The sequence below is a fragment of the Oceanicoccus sagamiensis genome (assembly GCF_002117105.1).
Classification (GTDB): domain Bacteria; phylum Pseudomonadota; class Gammaproteobacteria; order Pseudomonadales; family Dasaniaceae; genus Oceanicoccus; species Oceanicoccus sagamiensis.
The window spans coordinates 808241-825570 of sequence record NZ_CP019343.1; the positions used below are offsets into that span (position 1 = coordinate 808241).

At 47.7% G+C, this 17330-nt stretch carries 19 protein-coding genes; 9 read left to right on the forward strand and 10 right to left on the reverse strand.

From position 1 onward, the window contains the following. Position 1: 1 nt before the first annotated feature. On the reverse strand, positions 2–1156 hold the full coding sequence (carA, locus tag BST96_RS03585) for a glutamine-hydrolyzing carbamoyl-phosphate synthase small subunit (protein WP_085757378.1): 1155 nt from the start codon (positions 1154–1156) through the stop codon (positions 2–4). Positions 1157–1310: 154 nt separating this feature from the next. Here carA and BST96_RS20655 point away from each other — a divergent pair, with 154 nt between their 5' ends. After that, on the forward strand, positions 1311–1643 hold the full coding sequence (locus tag BST96_RS20655; RefSeq protein WP_157117839.1) for a hypothetical protein: 333 nt from the start codon (positions 1311–1313) through the stop codon (positions 1641–1643). A 121-nt stretch (positions 1644–1764) separates the two neighbouring features. Beyond that, positions 1765–2475 (forward strand): hypothetical protein, encoded by a 711-nt coding sequence (locus tag BST96_RS03595; protein ID WP_085757380.1) that lies wholly within the window; start codon positions 1765–1767, stop codon positions 2473–2475. 12 nt (positions 2476–2487) lie between these two features. Here BST96_RS03595 and aceK read toward each other — a convergent pair whose 3' ends face one another. From aceK to BST96_RS03615, 4 genes are all read right to left on the reverse strand, one after another. After that, positions 2488–4206, reverse strand: coding sequence for a bifunctional isocitrate dehydrogenase kinase/phosphatase (gene aceK / locus BST96_RS03600; protein ID WP_085757381.1), 1719 nt, complete (start codon positions 4204–4206; stop codon positions 2488–2490). Positions 4207–4271: 65 nt separating this feature from the next. After that, complete coding sequence (locus tag BST96_RS03605; protein ID WP_240554886.1) at positions 4272–5318, reverse strand: LLM class F420-dependent oxidoreductase; 1047 nt, start codon at positions 5316–5318, stop codon at positions 4272–4274. A gap of 85 nt (positions 5319–5403) precedes the next feature. Beyond that, positions 5404–5883, reverse strand: a complete 480-nt coding sequence (gene rraA, locus BST96_RS03610) for a ribonuclease E activity regulator RraA (protein WP_085757382.1) — start codon at positions 5881–5883, stop codon at positions 5404–5406. Positions 5884–5997: 114 nt separating this feature from the next. Then, a complete protein-coding gene (locus BST96_RS03615; RefSeq protein WP_085757383.1) occupies positions 5998–7596 on the reverse strand; it encodes an isocitrate lyase in 1599 nt (532 codons plus the stop codon). Positions 7597–7916: 320 nt separating this feature from the next. Here BST96_RS03615 and BST96_RS03620 point away from each other — a divergent pair, with 320 nt between their 5' ends. Continuing rightward, positions 7917–8870 carry a LysR family transcriptional regulator gene (locus BST96_RS03620; RefSeq protein WP_085757384.1) on the forward strand — a complete coding sequence of 318 codons (954 nt, stop codon included), beginning with the start codon at positions 7917–7919 and terminating at the stop codon, positions 8868–8870. 132 nt (positions 8871–9002) lie between these two features. Next, positions 9003–11162, forward strand: a complete 2160-nt coding sequence (locus BST96_RS03625; protein WP_085757385.1) for a malate synthase G — start codon at positions 9003–9005, stop codon at positions 11160–11162. Between the two features lie 97 nt (positions 11163–11259). Here the strand turns inward: BST96_RS03625 and csrA are convergent, their stop codons facing one another. Continuing rightward, the gene (gene csrA / locus BST96_RS03630; protein ID WP_085757386.1) at positions 11260–11472 is read right to left on the reverse strand and encodes a carbon storage regulator CsrA; all 213 of its coding nucleotides are present in this window, start codon (positions 11470–11472) and stop codon (positions 11260–11262) included. Positions 11473–11517: 45 nt separating this feature from the next. Further along, positions 11518–11736 (reverse strand): helix-turn-helix transcriptional regulator, encoded by a 219-nt coding sequence (locus tag BST96_RS03635; RefSeq protein ID WP_085757387.1) that lies wholly within the window; start codon positions 11734–11736, stop codon positions 11518–11520. 129 nt (positions 11737–11865) lie between these two features. Between BST96_RS03635 and BST96_RS03640 the strand changes: the two genes are divergently transcribed. After that, positions 11866–12504, forward strand: coding sequence for a helix-turn-helix domain-containing protein (locus tag BST96_RS03640; RefSeq protein WP_169713900.1), 639 nt, complete (start codon positions 11866–11868; stop codon positions 12502–12504). A 4-nt stretch (positions 12505–12508) separates the two neighbouring features. On the opposite strand, the gene BST96_RS03645 is transcribed toward BST96_RS03640, so the two are convergent. Next, positions 12509–12946: a hypothetical protein gene (locus tag BST96_RS03645; protein WP_206045392.1), complete on the reverse strand. Its 438-nt coding sequence runs from the start codon at positions 12944–12946 to the stop codon at positions 12509–12511. A gap of 106 nt (positions 12947–13052) precedes the next feature. Here BST96_RS03645 and BST96_RS03650 point away from each other — a divergent pair, with 106 nt between their 5' ends. After that, entirely contained in the window at positions 13053–13769 is a 717-nt protein-coding gene (locus BST96_RS03650) for a YebC/PmpR family DNA-binding transcriptional regulator (RefSeq protein ID WP_085757389.1), read from the forward strand. Between the two features lie 97 nt (positions 13770–13866). Then, positions 13867–14091 (forward strand): hypothetical protein, encoded by a 225-nt coding sequence (locus tag BST96_RS03655; RefSeq protein ID WP_085757390.1) that lies wholly within the window; start codon positions 13867–13869, stop codon positions 14089–14091. Between the two features lie 69 nt (positions 14092–14160). On the opposite strand, the gene BST96_RS03660 is transcribed toward BST96_RS03655, so the two are convergent. After that, positions 14161–14571, reverse strand: coding sequence for a hypothetical protein (locus BST96_RS03660; RefSeq protein WP_085757391.1), 411 nt, complete (start codon positions 14569–14571; stop codon positions 14161–14163). A 176-nt stretch (positions 14572–14747) separates the two neighbouring features. On the opposite strand from BST96_RS03660, the gene BST96_RS03665 reads away from it, so the two are divergent. Both BST96_RS03665 and BST96_RS03670 read left to right on the forward strand, forming a co-directional pair. Next, the gene (locus tag BST96_RS03665; RefSeq protein WP_157117842.1) at positions 14748–15605 is read left to right on the forward strand and encodes a LysR family transcriptional regulator; all 858 of its coding nucleotides are present in this window, start codon (positions 14748–14750) and stop codon (positions 15603–15605) included. Between the two features lie 141 nt (positions 15606–15746). After that, positions 15747–16448: a glutathione S-transferase family protein gene (locus BST96_RS03670; protein WP_085757393.1), complete on the forward strand. Its 702-nt coding sequence runs from the start codon at positions 15747–15749 to the stop codon at positions 16446–16448. A gap of 51 nt (positions 16449–16499) precedes the next feature. On the opposite strand, the gene dapB is transcribed toward BST96_RS03670, so the two are convergent. Then, positions 16500–17306 (reverse strand): 4-hydroxy-tetrahydrodipicolinate reductase, encoded by an 807-nt coding sequence (gene dapB, locus BST96_RS03675; protein WP_085760467.1) that lies wholly within the window; start codon positions 17304–17306, stop codon positions 16500–16502. Between the last annotated feature and the right edge of the window lie 24 nt (positions 17307–17330).

Sequence of the window (17330 nt, forward strand, 5' to 3'; positions counted from 1 at the left end):
CTTAAGCAAGGCGCTGTTGGATTAACTCAATAAAGTGATCAAATAATGGGGCCGCATCATGGGGGCCTGGGCTAGCTTCAGGGTGCCCCTGGAAACTAAAGGCCGCCTTATCCGTGCGATGGATACCTTGCAGTGAGCCATCAAATAACGATTTATGGGTAACTTTCAGGTTGGCAGGCAAGCTGGATTCATCAGCCGCAAAACCGTGGTTCTGGCTGGTAATCAACACTGTACCGTCTTCGATATTTTGCACCGGGTGGTTAGCACCGTGGTGACCAAACTTCATTTTTACTGTCTTGGCGCCGGAGGCCAGGGCCAACAGTTGATGCCCCAAACAGATACCAAATACCGGGATATCCGTCTCCAGAATCTGCTTGATCGCTTCGATAGCATAGGTACAAGGCTCTGGATCGCCAGGGCCATTAGAGAGGAAGACGCCATCCGGACTCATAGCCAGAACATCAGCCGCCGGCGTTTCGGCGGGAACAACTGTTAACTTACAACCACGATCAACCAGCATTCTGAGAATATTGCGTTTAACCCCAAAATCGTAAGCGACGACATGGTATTGGCATTCTTTATCGCTGAATTCTTTATAGCTATCACCGGTTAGCTGATCGCTGGGTAATGCCCAACTGCCCTGCTGCCAGTTGTACTGCTCTTTGGTGCAGACCACTTTGGCCAGGTCCATCCCTTTTAAACCGGCAAAGCCTTTGGCCAGCGCTAAGGCCTTGGCTTCATCCAGGTCTTCTCCTGCCATAATGCAGCCATTCTGGGCGCCTTTATCACGCAGAATTCGGGTTAAGCGACGGGTATCAATATCGGCGATACCGATAATATTCCGGCTGACAAGATAGTCTTGCAGACTTTGCTCATTGCGAAAATTACTGGCTAATAGCGGCAAATCACGAATGACGAGACCCGCAGACCAAATATCGGCAGCTTCTTCATCTTCGGCATTGGTGCCGGTATTACCGATATGGGGATAGGTCAGGGTAACAATTTGCTGAGCATAAGAGGGATCAGTCAGGATTTCCTGATATCCGGTCATCGCCGTATTAAAAACAACTTCGCCCACCGAGTGCCCAGTGGCACCGATGGCGATTCCTTTGAAAATACTGCCGTCCGCAAGGGCGAGTATGGCTGGTATTGTCAAGAAAACCTCCTAAATAAACGGCAAAATAATGTGAGGAAAAGCCGGTATTGAAACAGCAAATCGCTATCAGCAGGCCGTAAAAAAGCGAGATGAAGGTACAGCCTCATCTCGCTTTATATTCTTCCCCGTCTAATTTCCATGGCTGGCAGCCATAGTGGCTAAAAGCACTGATATGGAAGGGGATGCCGGGCTGTTGAACACCGGTATAACTTGGCGGGCGATTGTACGCAAAAGCGGCCCTACTGTCCACCATAACAGGGTGCTCAAAACCACTAAATTCACTCATCACAAGCCTGCCGATACAACCGTCAAATACTTCTGGCTGCTGCTGTATTTAGTCGATCGAACAACAACGATTAGTCAGCAGCCTATAAATAACCCCATGCTTATAAATCGCCTTTTCTTTCATAGACTTACATGTAATACCTCAAAAAAAATCAAGAAAAACATAAGCTTAGCTTCCTATATTAGCGTTTTTATTGATTGATCAGAATATAGACTTTCAGCTAAGATCAGGTTCGGCCTGCTGATCTAATAAGGCTGATAACAGCGTACAACAACAAAAATAACGCTGCATAACAATAACAAGATCGTCCAGGAGCTAAACAATGACCCTCGAGAAAAAAGCAGCCCTCCCTCTGGCTGCAATCCTTGGCTGTGTACTGTCCGTAAACGCTCAGGCCATAGCCGTCGGCAGCTACAATCTTTATAACCACCCTGATGGCAGTGAAAACCCACCCGCCTACGGCTTGCGATTAGACGGCCTGCTTAGCGGCAATAGTTCTGAAGAGTACACCTTCGATTTTAATCATCAGGACTCCGCCATGACGCTGAGCTACGACGGCTCAACGATAGTTATCGATGGCACAGCCTTTGGCGGCGAAGATGCCGGCAGTAGTTATGTAGCCGGCACCACCGCTGTCTGGACTATCCACTTTGAATATGAAGTAGGTATTAGCTCATCTGCGAACGGGGGTGTGGATGACCTGATTGTGAATGCCAATGGTGCCAATTTTGGCAGTATCAGCAGCAACCTCGGCACTATCGAATTGTCCGACAAAGCCTCCAGCGGTACTTCTTTCCGTTTTGGTGATAAGAGCGGTAACGGCCACCGGGGCTTCGATGGTATTTCAGGCTGGGGCTGGTTGATGCATGGCAGTGACTGCCTGGGTGGCACGGACTGTGAAAATATCCAATACAGTGACTGGTTATTTACGGCTTCCGCCACCACACCAGTGACAGCAGTACCTGTACCCGGTGCCCTGTGGTTATTTACGTCAAGTATTTTAGGGTTGGTTGCCGTTAAAAGACGTCGATAAGGAAGGGCAAGCTTATCTCTTAAATCGGTATCTGCGACGGTAAGGAAATACATCCTCAACCTTGCCGTTGCGAATTTGCGTTTGTAAATTAGTCCAGAACTCCGCACTATAAAGTTCGGGGTGTAGCTCATCGAACACGTCTCGAGCTCGGCGATTACCCGAGAAAAACAACCTAAACTCCTCAGGGAAAACATCCGCCGGACCAACGTCATACCAGGGCTGACTGGCCATTTCCTGTTCTTCCGTTCTGGGGATAGGAATCGTTCTAAAATTGCAATCCACTAAAGGGCAGATTTCATCATAGTCATAAAACACTACCCGACCGTGTCGTGTCACGCCAAAGTTTTTGAGCAACATATCGCCGGGGAAAATATTGGCCCCCGCCAACTGTTTGATGGCATTGCCGTACTCATCCATGACGCTATAGATTTCTTCATCGCTGGCATCTTTGAGGTAGAGGTTCAACGGTGTCATCCGGCGCTCAACATAAACATGGTTAAGGATTAAGGCATTGCCTTTCTCTTCCACTAAAGAAGGCGCTTCTTTTTTTAGCTCCGCCAACAGCTCATCGGAAAAGCGCCGTCGGTCAAACGCCAGATTGTTAAATTCCTGAGTCTCGGCCATCCGGCCAGCCCGGTCCCAACGCTTAACCAACTTGTACTTATCCTTCACTTCCTGGCGAGTCATATCTTTAGGGGGAGTAAAACGGTCTTTAATGACCTTATACACATAGTCATAGGAAGGCAGCGTAAATACCAACATCACCATACCCTTGATACCAGGGGCAACCACATACTGATCTTCAGTTTGTGCGGTATGGGCGACGGCGCTGCGATAAAAAACGGTTTTAGCATGTTTGCCAAAACCTATAGCGCTGTATAACTCAAATAATTTTTTCTGCGGCATAATGCTCTGCAAAAAACCCACATACTGGGAAGGTACCGAAGCATCGACCATAAAATAGCTACGGGTAAAACTGAACAACTTACTCACATCATCGGGAGAAAATAGCACGGTATCTACATAGACCCCACCCCGCTCATTATTCAGAATAGGAAAAACAAAGGGCAGCATTTCTCCATCAGCTACAATTCTGCCTACAAGGTACGCTGCTTTATTACGATAAAATAATGAATTTAATACTTGGGTTTTTATATGCTGATTTTTTTGTAAGCGTGGCCGCAGCATTTTTTCAATTAAACCAACAACCCGCTCTACATCTCGATCAAGGTCTTCAAAGGGGAGATTAAAACAAGTGTCGAGAAGAATAGAACGCACACCCGATGACAAATCATCGGTGGCCGGATATTCAGTAAAAATAATTGCTTCACTTTGCCCCTGAGGTAATAAATCAGGCACGACGACAAAGGAATGCACGTCGCGGACTTTTTCATGGGCAAAAACAAAACAGTAGACAGAATTAAAAAAGGTTTGGGCTATTTCGTAGTTGCTATGAGTTTCTACCAGAATAGCGTACTCGGCTTTGGCATCCCGCCATAAAGCCCGATCATTCAAGGGACGACCCGCAATGTCATCGGCCATACCTGCTACATCACGGACTTTTTTCTTATACATTTCCAGCCGATGACTCATGGCGGCATGCACTAATTGCCAGTCAGCTTTTTCAAACCGAGCCTGAGCACCCAAAGTGACATTTTGAAAGTCACCAAAGAAGGCATCAAAACCATTGAGTATGGCTTTGGCCAGACCGAGGGCACTGCTCATTCCCATATAATGAAAACCTTTTTGAGCATTAGCTAAAAATCATTCCCGCCATAGCGGGAATCATATAAACCTTATGACTTAAAGATATCTGCAATAATCGGCATCACTTCAGGCTGGTTAATATGCATCATCATAGTGCCCACCTGATTTTTTTCACCGGCAGCTTTCCAAGCCTCAGCACGCTCACGAATCATGGCCTCAGTACCAATCAAAGCCACTTCATCAACCAATGCATCAGGTACTGCAGCTACCGCTGCTTCTTTATCACCAGCTAAATACAGATCCTGAATTTTTTCTGCTGCTTCGCCATAACCTAACGAGGTGGCATATGTGGTGTAAAAGTTTTTGCCTTTGGCACCCATACCGCCAATATATAAAGCCATATTCATTTTAACCGGCAGACGACAGGCATCAATATCATCACCCATCACAACCGCAACACCCGGTGCAACATCAAAATCTTTTAATGACTTACCATTACCCGCTTTAGCAAAACCTTTTTCAAGGTGCTGGCCAATCACATCAAATTTCTCAGGGTTCATCCAGATGGGGAATACGCCATCACCTACTTCCGCCGCACAAGCCAAGCCGGTAGGTGTAATGGAGGCATTATAAATAGGAATATTAGGCTCAGCCTGCAAGATAGATTTCAATGGCTTACCTAAACCGGTCGTGCCTTCACCGTGATTGGGCATTTGATATAACTTGCCATCAAATTCAACCGGTCCTTCACGGGCCATAATTTTGCGCATGATTTTTACATACTCACGGGTGCGAGTAATTGGCTTGCCATAAGGAACACCGTGCCAACCCTCAACCACCTGAGGACCGGATGCACCAAGGCCAACAATAAAACGATTATCGGATAACTGGCTCAGGGTCATGGCTGTCATCGCTGCCATCGCTGGTGTTCTGGCTGGCATCTGCATAATACAGGTACCGGCTTTGATCTTGTCGGTATTGGCCAGAATCCAGGTAGCGACAGTTACCGCATCAGAACCATAAGCTTCTGAAGTCCATACCGAATCAAAACCCAGCTCTTCCGCTTGCTTGATAAGCTCTAGAGGAACCGATGCTTTCTTACCGGAGTAACCGAGGAATATTCCCATTTTAATCATAATCGCACCTATTATATTTCCAGTGGTGAAGTTACTACCTTGAGGCAATAACCTTAGTCATTATTTGTTTGATTCGGGCCTGGCCCTATAGCAATGATTTGTCGGCAACAATCACTCCGCTGCGATCAGCGTAGATATATTGACCGGAATGAACCTGTAAACCAGCCACATCAATGGTAACGTTAACCTGCCCTACACCACGCTTTTCGGTTTTCCGGGGGATAGTCCCTAACGCTACTACACCAATTTGCATAGTTTCAATTTCTTCGACGTCGCGAATATAACCATAGATCACAATGCCAGACCAGTCATTTTCAAGCGCCAGGGTTACCAGCTTATCACCCAACAGGGAGCGTCTCGGAGAACCACCGCCATCAACCACCAATATACGCCCCTTACCAGGAGCACGCAGCATTTCGCCTATCTTGGAGTTATCCTCAAAACATTTAACGGTAACCACTTCACCGCTAAATTGACGGATAGCACCGTAGTGTTTAAAAACCGGGTCAGCAACCTGGACCGCATCGCCAAACTCATCACAAAGATCAGGGGTTGAGATTGTCATAATAAATCACCTAGTGTTTGTAGTGAATGTTCACACAGGACAGTATGAATAAAAAAGGCGGCCAATGGCCGCCTGGAAATACCGGGAAGGTATTAAAACTTGGAGCCAACAGGATTAGCCAAACTGGTTCATCGTGTTGTCTTTACCAGAAGCTTTTAGTGCAGCTTCACCAGCAAAGTATTCTTTGTGGTCATCGCCCATGTCCGAACCGGCCATGTTCTGGTGCTTAACACAGGCAATACCCTGACGGATTTCCTTGCGCTGTACACCTTTAACGTAACCCAACATACCCTGGTCACCAAAGTACTCTTTAGCCAGATTGTCAGTAGACAGGGCCGCAGTGTGGTAAGTAGGCAGAGTGATCAAGTGATGGAAGATACCCGCTTCACGGGCTGCATCAGCCTGGAAGGTACGGATCTTGTCATCAGCTGCTGCTGACAGCTCAGAGTCGTCGTAATCGGCGCTCATCAGGTTGTCACGATCGTAGGCAGAAACGTCTTTACCTTCTTCAGTCCAGGCATCAAAGATCTGCTGACGGAAGTTTAAGGTCCAGTTAAAGGATGGGCTGTTGTTGTAAACCAGCTTGGCATCAGGAACCTGCTTTTTGATCTCATCCATCATCGCACCGATCTGGCGTACGTGTGGCTTTTCAGTTTCGATCCAAATTAAGTCAGCGCCGTTTTGTAGAGACGTCACACTGTCTAAGATACAACGCGCTTCACCGGTACCCTGTTTGAACTGGAACAAATTAGAAGGCAAACGCTTGGGACGTAATAGCTTGCCACCACGATTGATAACAACATCGCCATTGCCAAGGTCGGCTGCGTCGATCTCATCACAATCAAGGAATGAATTGTACTGGTCGCCCAAATCACCTGGCTCTTTAGTGACCGCGATTTGCTTGGTTAAGCCTGCACCCAAAGAGTCAGTACGAGCAACGATAACACCGTTATCTACACCCAGCTCAAGGAAGGCGTAACGAACAGCGCGAATCTTGGCAAGGAAGTCTTCATGAGGAACGGTAACTTTACCGTCCTGGTGACCACACTGCTTCTCGTCAGATACCTGGTTTTCAATTTGAATACAGCAGGCACCGGCTTCGATCATTTGCTTGGCCATCAGGTAAGTCGCTTCAGCGTTACCAAAACCTGCATCGATATCAGCAATAATGGGGACAACGTGTGTTCTGTGGTTATCAATTTTGTTTTGTGCTGCTTTTTCTGCAACCGCATCGCCAGCTTCACGGGCCGCATCCACTTCACGGAACAAGCCGCCAAGTTCACGGGCATCGGCTTGACGCAAGAAGGTGTAAAGCTCACCGATCAAAGAGGCAACCGATGTCTTCTCATGCATAGACTGATCAGGAAGAGGACCGAACTCGCTGCGCAAAGCCGCAACCATCCAGCCAGAAAGGTACAAGTAACGACGGTCAGTGTTGCCTTCAAAATGCTTCTTGATAGAAATCATTTTCTGTTGACCGATAAAACCGTGCCAGCAACCCAATGACTGAGTGTACTGAGAAGTATCATTGTCATAGCGCTCCATATCGGCACGCATAATATCGGCAGTATACTTGGCAATATCCAAACCGTTTTTGAATTTGTTCTGCGCACGCATACGGGCTACAGACTCAGGGTTAATGGCATTCCAGGAGCTGCCATTGCTTTCGCACAGGCTTGTGACCGCTGCGATATCGTTGGTGTAATCTGACATGGTATATCCTCTAAAATCAGGGCTGTGACTTGATGGCGTGAAGTCTAAGGCCTGCACCAAAATTTAGGAAATTTATAGTTTTTATTGTCAGCATTTCGCTGGCGAATAATGGTGACTACCGAAGATTTTAACAACCTAATCTCTTAGGTAAGTTGAAAAATGCCCCTTTGAACAGTCCGATTCAGTAAAAGTCGTCATATTTGCGAAATAATGCACAGACAAGGTCAGACCGGCCGCCCCTAATAAAAATCTTGGTTCAGGGACTAGCAATCCAAGCAAGATCATACTAAGTTATATCTTTTACCACCGGCATTTATCAGATGAATATATCTCGTATCGACTTGAATCTATTGGTCTATCTGGACGTCTTACTGCGCGAGCAGAACGTTACCAAGGCCGCAGATCAACTGGGTATCACTCAACCGGCGATGAGCAATAGCCTACGCCGGCTGCGTGATTTATTTAATGACCCACTGCTCATTCGCACCAGCCAGGGTATGAGCCCCACTGAACGGGCCCAGGAATTACAGCCTCAAGTCCGTGAAATTCTCAGCAATATCGAAAAAGCGGTTCAGCCCTCAGCCGAATTTAACCTCGCTGAGAGTGACCGGGTATTTCGCATTATGGCCAGTGATTATGCCGAATCGACCCTGATACCGGGCCTGCTAAAAGAAATTCGTGACAGCGCCCCCCATATCCGGCTGGATATCCTTACCCCCAGTGATGTGACCTTCCAGGATGTTGAAAAAGGTAAGGTCGATATGGCGATTAACCGCTTTGATTATCTGCCCCAGTCTTTTCACCAAGTCAATGTATGGCGGGATAACTTCACCTGCCTGATGAGCACAGACAACCCAATCCAGGACGAATTTACGCTGGACACCTATTTGGAAGCGCACCATATCTGGGTCAGCAAAACCGGTATGGGCGTGGGTGTCGGCATGAACCCCACTGATACCCAGCGACTGGGCTGGGTTGATGAAGCTCTGGCTGAGATTGATAGAACCCGGCATATCCGTGTTTTTACCCGTCACTACCAAGTGGCAGCCCTGCTGGCTGAGCAACCTGACCTGATCGCCACCCTACCTAAACAAGCGGCCCTACTGCATACCCGGCATGGTAATCTGATGATAAAGCCGCCCCCCTTCCCTATTGTGCCGATTGAATTAAAGATGGCTTGGAGCCCCCTGCTTCACCATAACCCAGGGCACACCTGGCTAAGGCGACTGATTGTTGATGTAGCACAGGGAATTGTAGCGAAGAGCAAGGCCTGAGCTATCAGCAGGCCTTTTATTCACTGAGTTTATACCCAATATGAAAACGATAAATTCGCTAAATCTTTGACCTCTCAGTAAAATCCTCCATCATTAAGTATTGCACCGAAGAACTTCTCTTAAGGTAATCCTATGACTCAGCGCACCCAACAGGGCGGCCTGCAAATCGCCGACGAACTATTCAACCTTATTAATAACGAGATTGCCCCCGGCACCGGTATTGAACCCGACCAATTCTGGACTGCCCTTGAACAAATACTGACGGATCTGGGCCCAAAGAATAAAGCCCTATTGACCAGGCGAGACCAGTTACAGGCACAGATTGATACGTGGCACCAAGCCAATGGTGCCGGTGATGCGGCCGCCTACAAAGCGTTTTTAACAGAGATTGGTTATTTGGTGGCTGAAGGCGAAGACTTTCACATCACCACAGACAGTGTTGAACCGGAAATCGCCACCCAGGCAGGCCCACAATTGGTTGTGCCTATTATGAATGCCCGCTTTGCCCTTAATGCAGCCAATGCTCGCTGGGGCAGTTTGTATGACGCACTCTATGGCACCGATGTCATTTCAGACGCCGACGGCGCAGAAAAAGGCGGCGCCTATAACCCGGTACGCGGCGACAAAGTTATCGCCTATGGCCGCACAGTTTTAGATAATGCCTGCCCACTGGCAGCAAGCTCCCACGACTCGGTGATTCACTATAGCGTGGTTGATGCACAACTACAGATCAAACTGATTGATGGCACCACCACCGCTCTGGCAGACCCAAAACAATTTATTGGCTACCAGGGAGATGCTGAAAACCCTGATGCCATTTTGTTAAAGCACAATAATCTACATATCGAAATTCAAATCGACCGCAGCCACCATATCGGCAAACATGATAGCGCCGGGGTAAAAGACATTTTAATGGAAGCCGCACTGACCACGATTATGGATTGTGAAGATTCCGTAGCCGCTGTCGATGCAGAAGATAAATCGATTGCCTATCGCAACTGGCTGGGTCTAATGAAAGGTGATCTGAAAGAAAGCTTGGAAAAAGGCGGCAAAACGATTGTTCGCACCATGAACCCGGATAGAGAATATACCGCAGCGGATGGCAGCACACTGGCATTAAAGGGTCGCAGTATGCTGTTTGTACGCAACGTAGGCCACTTGATGACCAACCCTGCCATTCTCGACAAAGATGGCAACGAAATCCCTGAAGGGATTATGGACGGCATGGTCACTTCACTGGCGGCCATCCATGATCTAAAGGGCACAGGCAGCTTAAAAAACTCTACCGCCAACAGCATTAATATTGTAAAACCTAAAATGCATGGCCCTGAAGAAGTCGCCTTTACCAATGAATTATTCGGACGTATCGAAGACGCACTTAAGCTACCTCGCAATACCTTAAAAGTCGGCATTATGGATGAAGAGCGCCGCACCTCGGTTAACTTAAAAGAATGTATCCGTGCCGCCAGCGAACGGGTGGTATTTATCAATACCGGTTTTCTTGATCGCACCGGCGATGAGATTCATACCAGCATGGAAGCCGGCCCCTTTGCACCCAAAGGCACATTGAAAACCATGACATGGATTGGCGCCTACGAAGACCAAAATGTTGATTTGGGTTTGGCCTGCGGTTTACAGGGCAAAGCGCAAATCGGCAAAGGCATGTGGCCTGAGCCTGACAATATGACCAAGATGATGGAGACCAAGATTGGCCACCCCAATGCCGGTGCCAATACTGCCTGGGTTCCCTCCCCCACCGCAGCCACCTTACACGCACTGCATTACCACCAGGTTAATGTGCAAACTAAACAGGAAGAATTAAAATCCCGCACCCGTGCCAGCGTCGATGATATTCTCACTATTCCATTATTAGGCGAACAAACCCTAACCGCAGAGGCTATCCAAAAAGAATTGGACAATAACTGCCAGGGGATTTTGGGTTATGTGGTGCGCTGGGTTGACCAGGGCGTTGGCTGCTCAAAAGTACCTGACATTAATAATGTTGGCCTCATGGAAGACCGCGCTACACTGCGAATTTCCAGCCAGCATATTGCTAATTGGTTACGCCATGGAATTTGTTCAGAGGAACAGGTTTTAGAAACCCTTAAGCGTATGGCCTCCGTCGTTGATTTACAAAATGCCGCTGACCCGGCCTATATCACTATGGCACCCGGTTTTGACACCATTGCTTTTGAAGCTGCCTGTGATTTAGTGTTGAAAGGCTGTGAGCAACCCAACGGTTATACCGAGCCAGTTCTGCATAGAAAGCGACTGGCATTAAAAGCCGGATAAACAACGGCGCATAAAAAAAGCAACGGGCTTTAGCGAAGAGATACCCCTTCACTAAAGCACCGCTGCCTTGGCTTAAGCGGATTTAGCAGTTTCCTATTCAGCAGTTTCCTATAGCGTCCTCCTTATCAACAAAGCCGTTTCTTGCTCGTTCGATGGCAATACGCTGGTAAACCTCTTCACGGTGTACCTGGATATTTCTAGGCGCCTCAATACCGAGCCTGACCTGCATCCCCTGCACGCCAAGCATGGTTATCGATATCTGCTCACCAATCCTGATTTTTTGTCCAATAGATCTGGTTAAGATCAGCATAATACTCTCCTTAGTGTTCCCTTTTTGCTAATGAATAATAGGTGCCTAAACAGCACTTTCGTCGACAGGGAATACATCATCCAGGGAGCAATCGGCGCCCGCTGAACGCAATGCCATTACAATTTTTTTGCAATCCTCAATATCAGGTGTTCTTGCACAAAGTTCATACATACCAATGCGGCTCTGACTCCAATCACCGCAAATGGCGCCCAACTGTCTCTGACTTAAACCTGCAACTTTCCTGTAGCGGGCAATAAAGTTCATCACGTCCTCCCTGTATAGACGAAAACGTAATATATCACGAAGCGTGTGCTTATCAATAAAAAATCCCGACTCGTGATATTAATTTTAATCACGCTCCGTGTTTTTTATGCTATATTTTCGATTATGGAAATGCCCAAAAGGATTAAAGCCGCAAGGTTGCACTTAGCCAAAACCCTCGATCGTAAAGTCTCCCAAAAAGAATTGGGCGAGATGTGTGGTGGCTGGAGTCAAAACCGCCTCAGTAATTATGAGGCCGGCACTCGAACAGCTTCATTGGCTGACTGCTTAACTATTGCAAAGATTACCGGTGTCCGTATTGAGTGGCTGCAACTGGAGAGTGGGCCAATGCTGCAAAGTATGATTTCTGAAGAGCCCAGCTATTACGCCATGAGCCCGCCGATTATCGAGTGGGACGAGATTGACGATTTTCTTGCTGACCCGAGCAGCTTTGATCTGATCAAGAAGCCCATATCCCCTTTTAAAGTGAATGACAAAAAGGCTTTTGCTGTGATTCTGGATACGGCTACCTCGCATAAATACAGCAGGCCAAAAACCGCCGTGATTATTCCTCTGGAAGAAAACGAAGACCTTAGCAACAAAGAAGTGATGTGCCGAGATAAAACAACGGGCGAAAAGGCGCTGAAAATTTATACCACCGTGCTGGGTGCAATCAACCTGATTGATCCAGAAGAAATCTTACCGCCACTGGTGATGGCAGTGGATGGCGATCTGGAAATCATTGGTCGAGTCGCCATCAAATACGAGTAGCTTGTTACTGACTCAACGCCGCCAGCAGGTTTTTTATTTCCCGTTGTAATTCTTCGTCGTTAACCTTATCCGCCAGGCTGTCCGCCACCTGCGCTGCTGCCAGCGCTTTTTCCAAACGATGCTCGTCAGGGAAATCTGCCTCTTCAAATAATAGTAAGGCCATCGCATAGTTGATAGAAACGATATAGTCGTAGGCATCTATAGCCTCGGCATAAGCCAGAGCCTTTTGGTAAATCAGCAACGCCTCGGCACAATCCCCGGTAAAATCTGCCAAGGTCTCCCACTGCACCGGATGGTTTTTTACCGTATCGCCTTCATGCTCTTCACACAGGGTTTTTAATTGCTGGTACAGGCGATCAAACAACGCATCATTGTCACTCTCTGCTGCATCCATCATTTCACCCGCCAGGGCATATACTTGCTTATACAATTTGGTATTCATCAAAATCTTCACTATTGACAGGACTAAAGGTTTTCTATGATAAGGCTTATCTGTAGAATTTGCGCCTTATTGTATTTCTTATTCGATTAAACAATGGAAGATCACCATGGGCAGAGCCTACCAAAACCGTAAAGAGTCAATGGCCAAGACCTCCGACGCCAAAGCCAAGGTCTATAGCCGTTACGGCCGCGAAATCTATGTATGCGCCAAAGCTGGCGGCGTAGAACCCGATGGTAACCTGGCCCTGCGCGGCCTGATTGATCGCGCCAAAAAAGACCAGGTACCTTCCCATGTGATTGAAAAAGCCATCGAAAAAGCCAAAGGCGGCGGCGGTGAAGATTTTTCCCCGGCTCGCTACGAAGGCTTTGGCCCCGGTGGCTGCATGGTGATTGTGGATTGCCTGACCGACAACCCCAACCGCACCTTTGGCGATGTGCGCCAGTGCTTTACCAAAACCAAAACCAAAATCGGTACCCAAGGTAGTGTGAGCCATATGTTCGACCACAGCGCTATCTTTGTGTTCGATGGCGACGATGAAGAAGGCGCCCTTGAAGCCCTAATGATGGCCGATGTAGATGTGTCGGATATTGAATGCGAAAGCGGTAAAATCACGGTATTCGCTCCCCATACTGACTACTTCAAAGCCAAACAGGCCCTGATTGAGGCTATTGAAGGTGTTGACTTTGATGTCGATGAAATCCAGTTTATTCCACAAAATACGGCACCTCTGGCCGGTGATGATATTGCCCTGATGGATACCTTTCTGGCGATGCTCAACGATTTGGACGATGTACAAAACGTCTATCACAGCGCCGAATTGTGACCCAGATCGCAAAAAATCGTGTACTTTTTAACCAAAAAGCCTATACTTCGAGCTTATATCACAGGCAGAAACAGGACACCCTGAAGTAGAGGTTATTATGGTAGACGCAGTTAGCAGCACCCCGGCTCAGCCCACACCGCCACCTGCACAGCAGGCACCACCGCCACCGCAGCAAGAACAGGCCGAGATCACCGTTGACCAGGAACCTGTACAGCGAACAGAAGCCCCACAGGAAGATGCCGCTGCCAACCAGCAACCGGAAGCCCAACAGCAGCCTGACCCTGATGACCAGCTAGGTCGACAAATAGATATCAAAGCTTGATTGCCCACGAATCAAGCAGCCATAAAAAAACCGCCAGCTGGCGGTTTTTTTATGGCTGTAAACCAGCACTTAATTAATCGTTGCCATAGCAGGAGCCATTGCAGCGACAGCACCTTTATCTGGCTCAACTGTGTCCAGTGACAAGCGATGACGCTTATCCACTTCGCCACTAACATAAGTCACAGCACCTTCGGCAACGACAACCATTAACTCTGTGCGCTTGGCATCGGTAGCAGAAATCACATGCTCACCCGCTGGCAGGTGCAGCCCAATGACGGCATCTTTTGACAACTTACCCACCCGAATACCATCAACCATAATGCGGTAACTCATGGCCGAGCGGTCTACTCCGCGGTAGATAACCAGATTGTGCTCCTTCGCCTGATCGGCAGACGGCTCGCCAGCAAGAGCTATATTTGCCATCATAGTGGACATCAATACGGCACCAATAACGATTAACTGACCCATCAACTTTTTCATAACGCTCTCCTGATTGACCTGCTTATCAGGCCCTTACTTATTGAATGTGGGGCTATTCTATGTCTCAATAGATCAGTCGTAAATTGCACATATATCAACAACAACTGTCTATTTATGAACATTGACGACAGCCAATAGATGTACCACTGTGCATTATCATTTTGTGGAGAAAGCTCTTGAGAGATTGGGAAAACTTACGCTATTTTCTGGCAGTAGCCAGGCAAGGCACAGTGTCCGGCGCCTCCCGGGAATTGGCAGTTAGCCATTCCACCGTGCTAAGGCGCATCGAACAATTTGAAACCATCCTTGGCAGCAAGCTGTTTAAAAAACTCCAACGGGGCTATGAGCTAACCGCAGCCGGAGAAAAGCTGTTTGCAGAGGGCCAGCATATTGAAATAGATATCGACCGGGTGATCTCACAGGCCAAAGGCCAGCACGATGTTACCCAGGGCAAACTGCGTATTTCGCAGCCAGAAATAGGCATACTCAATATCTACCCACTGTACGCAGAATTTAAACGCCAACACCCTGACATTACTCTGGAAATACAGAGCACCATGCAGGCCCTGAATGTGGCGCAACAGGAAGTGGATATTGTTTTTCGTATCTCAAAACAACCACCCGACCTGCTGGTTGGACGCTGCCTGGGCACCATCAAGGCCAAAGCTTATGCCAGCAAGCATTACCTTAAGCAGCTACCCAAAAACAGCAGCCCCGATAATTATGACTGGATTAAATGGCATATGCCCAGCGGTATTCCCTCGACCAACTGGCTAAAGGATAACTATCCCAATGCACGTATTGTATTTAGCACCCCCCATATGCCAGATGTGGTGAGCGCCATCCATAGCGGGATTGGGGTCGGTTTTATGTCCAGCCATGAAGCCGCAAAATATAGAGGGCTGGTAGAAATGTTCGACGGGGAAATTATCGCCGACTATAAACTCTGGATGCTAACCCATCGAGATCTGCGTAATAGCGAACGGGTAAAAACTTTTATGCGTTTTATGGCAGAGAATCTAATACTTGATTAAAAAAACGCTGGACCCTGTAGGGTGGATTACAATCCACCAAACCCAGCCAAGAGCCAGTCATAATCGGTGGATTATAATCCACCCTACGATTTGCCTCGGGCAGCTATGCGCTGCTGCGAGATTGACAACCAGGAGACAACGATGGATTTTAAAAAGATAAAACTGTATCACTACCCAGCCACCCGTAGCTCAAGGGTGAAATGGGCGCTCTATGAAACCGTAGGGGATAACTTTGAAGAAGAAGTCGTCTCACTCTATGAAGGTGAACAGTACACCCCGGAGTATATGCAAATAAATCCCAACCATTCTGTGCCTGCACTGGAAATCACGTTTGCCAATGGCGATAAAAAACATATGTTAGAAAGTAGCGCTATGGTTAGCTTTCTCGCAGAGGCTTTTCCGGAAAAAAATCTGACTCCAACCGCACAATTTTCTAGTGAACGGGCCGACTACCACCAAATGCTAATGTTTGCTGCCAGCCCTATTGACATGATGCTTTGGCAAATTCGGGTGCATGAACATGTATTAGGCCCCGACGAAAAAGATCAGCAGACAGCACAACGTTACCGACATAAGTTTCAAACGGAAGTAGAACCGCAACTGATCAAGCGATTACAGGCCCACGATTTTATTTGCGGCAATACCTTTACCGCCGCCGATATTGTGATGGGACACTGTGTGATGTGGGGGAAAATGTATGGCATGTGTGAAGACGAGGCCTTTAGTAGCTATTTATCACACCTCTCTAAAAGAGCGGCGTTTTTGCAAGCTTATGCCGACGCAGGAAAATTTGACCCGGTGCCGCCGAAAGGAGCCAAACCCAGCGGGCTATTTACCGGCTAAGCGCCCACAAAAAAGGCCGCTAATATGCGGCCTTTGTTAATGTCCCGGGTATTATTTAAAACCCAATACATCCTGCATATCAAATAGCCCCTTATCCTGGGCAGCCACCCAAACCGCCGCGCGAATAGCACCGCGACCAAAGCTCATTCTGGAACTGGCTTTATGGCCAATTTCAATACGTTCGCCGTCAGCCATATACATAACGGTATGATCACCGACCACATCACCACCACGAATGGTCGCAAAACCAATTTCATTATCGGTTCTTGGACCGACCTGACCTTCACGGGATAATACGGCAACCTCTTTAAAATTGCGCTCATGCCCTTCGGCAACCGCTTCGCCTAAACTTAAGGCCGTACCGGATGGGGCATCGACTTTATGGCGGTGGTGGGCTTCAACAATTTCCACATCGTAATCATCACCTAAAATAGCCGCCGCTTCTTTCGCCAATTTAAAGCAGAGATTAACGCCGGTACTAAAGTTAGTCGCCATACAAATCGCTGACTGATTAGCTGCATCCGCAATCAGGGTTTTATCTTCATCGGTACAACCTGTAGTACCAATAATCATTTTTTTACCCGCAGCGGAGCAAGCCTTAGCATTCGCCACCGTTGAAGCTGGCGTCGTAAAATCTACCAACACATCAAAATCATTGATAACGGCATTCACATCACCAACAATGATCACACCGTTTTTTCCAAGACCCGCCAACTCACCCGCATCAGCACCAATGGCAGGGCTTTCTGACCATTCGATAGCGGCAGTTAATGTTGCATTGGCATTTTGGTCAATCGCTTCAATCAGGGTTTTTCCCATTCGACCTGCGGCACCGGTAACAGCAATTTTTATAGTCATAATGATCTCTAAGTAGGGTGGATT

Bases quoted from the DNA above. Each gene is read 5' to 3' on its own strand.
- BST96_RS03595 (WP_085757380.1), top strand. From the start codon at position 1,765: ATGACCCTCGAGAAAAAAGCAGCCCTCCCTCTGGCTGCAATCCTTGGC.
- aceK (WP_085757381.1), bottom strand. From the start codon at position 4,206: ATGGGAATGAGCAGTGCCCTCGGTCTGGCCAAAGCCATACTCAATGGT.
- BST96_RS03605 (WP_240554886.1), bottom strand. From the start codon at position 5,318: ATGATTAAAATGGGAATATTCCTCGGTTACTCCGGTAAGAAAGCATCG.
- rraA (WP_085757382.1), bottom strand. From the start codon at position 5,883: ATGACAATCTCAACCCCTGATCTTTGTGATGAGTTTGGCGATGCGGTC.
- BST96_RS03615 (WP_085757383.1), bottom strand. From the start codon at position 7,596: ATGTCAGATTACACCAACGATATCGCAGCGGTCACAAGCCTGTGCGAA.
- BST96_RS03620 (WP_085757384.1), top strand. From the start codon at position 7,917: ATGAATATATCTCGTATCGACTTGAATCTATTGGTCTATCTGGACGTC.
- BST96_RS03625 (WP_085757385.1), top strand. From the start codon at position 9,003: ATGACTCAGCGCACCCAACAGGGCGGCCTGCAAATCGCCGACGAACTA.
- csrA (WP_085757386.1), bottom strand. From the start codon at position 11,472: ATGCTGATCTTAACCAGATCTATTGGACAAAAAATCAGGATTGGTGAG.
- BST96_RS03635 (WP_085757387.1), bottom strand. From the start codon at position 11,736: ATGAACTTTATTGCCCGCTACAGGAAAGTTGCAGGTTTAAGTCAGAGA.
- BST96_RS03640 (WP_169713900.1), top strand. From the start codon at position 11,866: ATGCCCAAAAGGATTAAAGCCGCAAGGTTGCACTTAGCCAAAACCCTC.
- BST96_RS03645 (WP_206045392.1), bottom strand. From the start codon at position 12,946: ATGAATACCAAATTGTATAAGCAAGTATATGCCCTGGCGGGTGAAATG.
- BST96_RS03650 (WP_085757389.1), top strand. From the start codon at position 13,053: ATGGGCAGAGCCTACCAAAACCGTAAAGAGTCAATGGCCAAGACCTCC.
- BST96_RS03655 (WP_085757390.1), top strand. From the start codon at position 13,867: ATGGTAGACGCAGTTAGCAGCACCCCGGCTCAGCCCACACCGCCACCT.
- BST96_RS03660 (WP_085757391.1), bottom strand. From the start codon at position 14,571: ATGAAAAAGTTGATGGGTCAGTTAATCGTTATTGGTGCCGTATTGATG.
- BST96_RS03670 (WP_085757393.1), top strand. From the start codon at position 15,747: ATGGATTTTAAAAAGATAAAACTGTATCACTACCCAGCCACCCGTAGC.
- dapB (WP_085760467.1), bottom strand. From the start codon at position 17,306: ATGACTATAAAAATTGCTGTTACCGGTGCCGCAGGTCGAATGGGAAAA.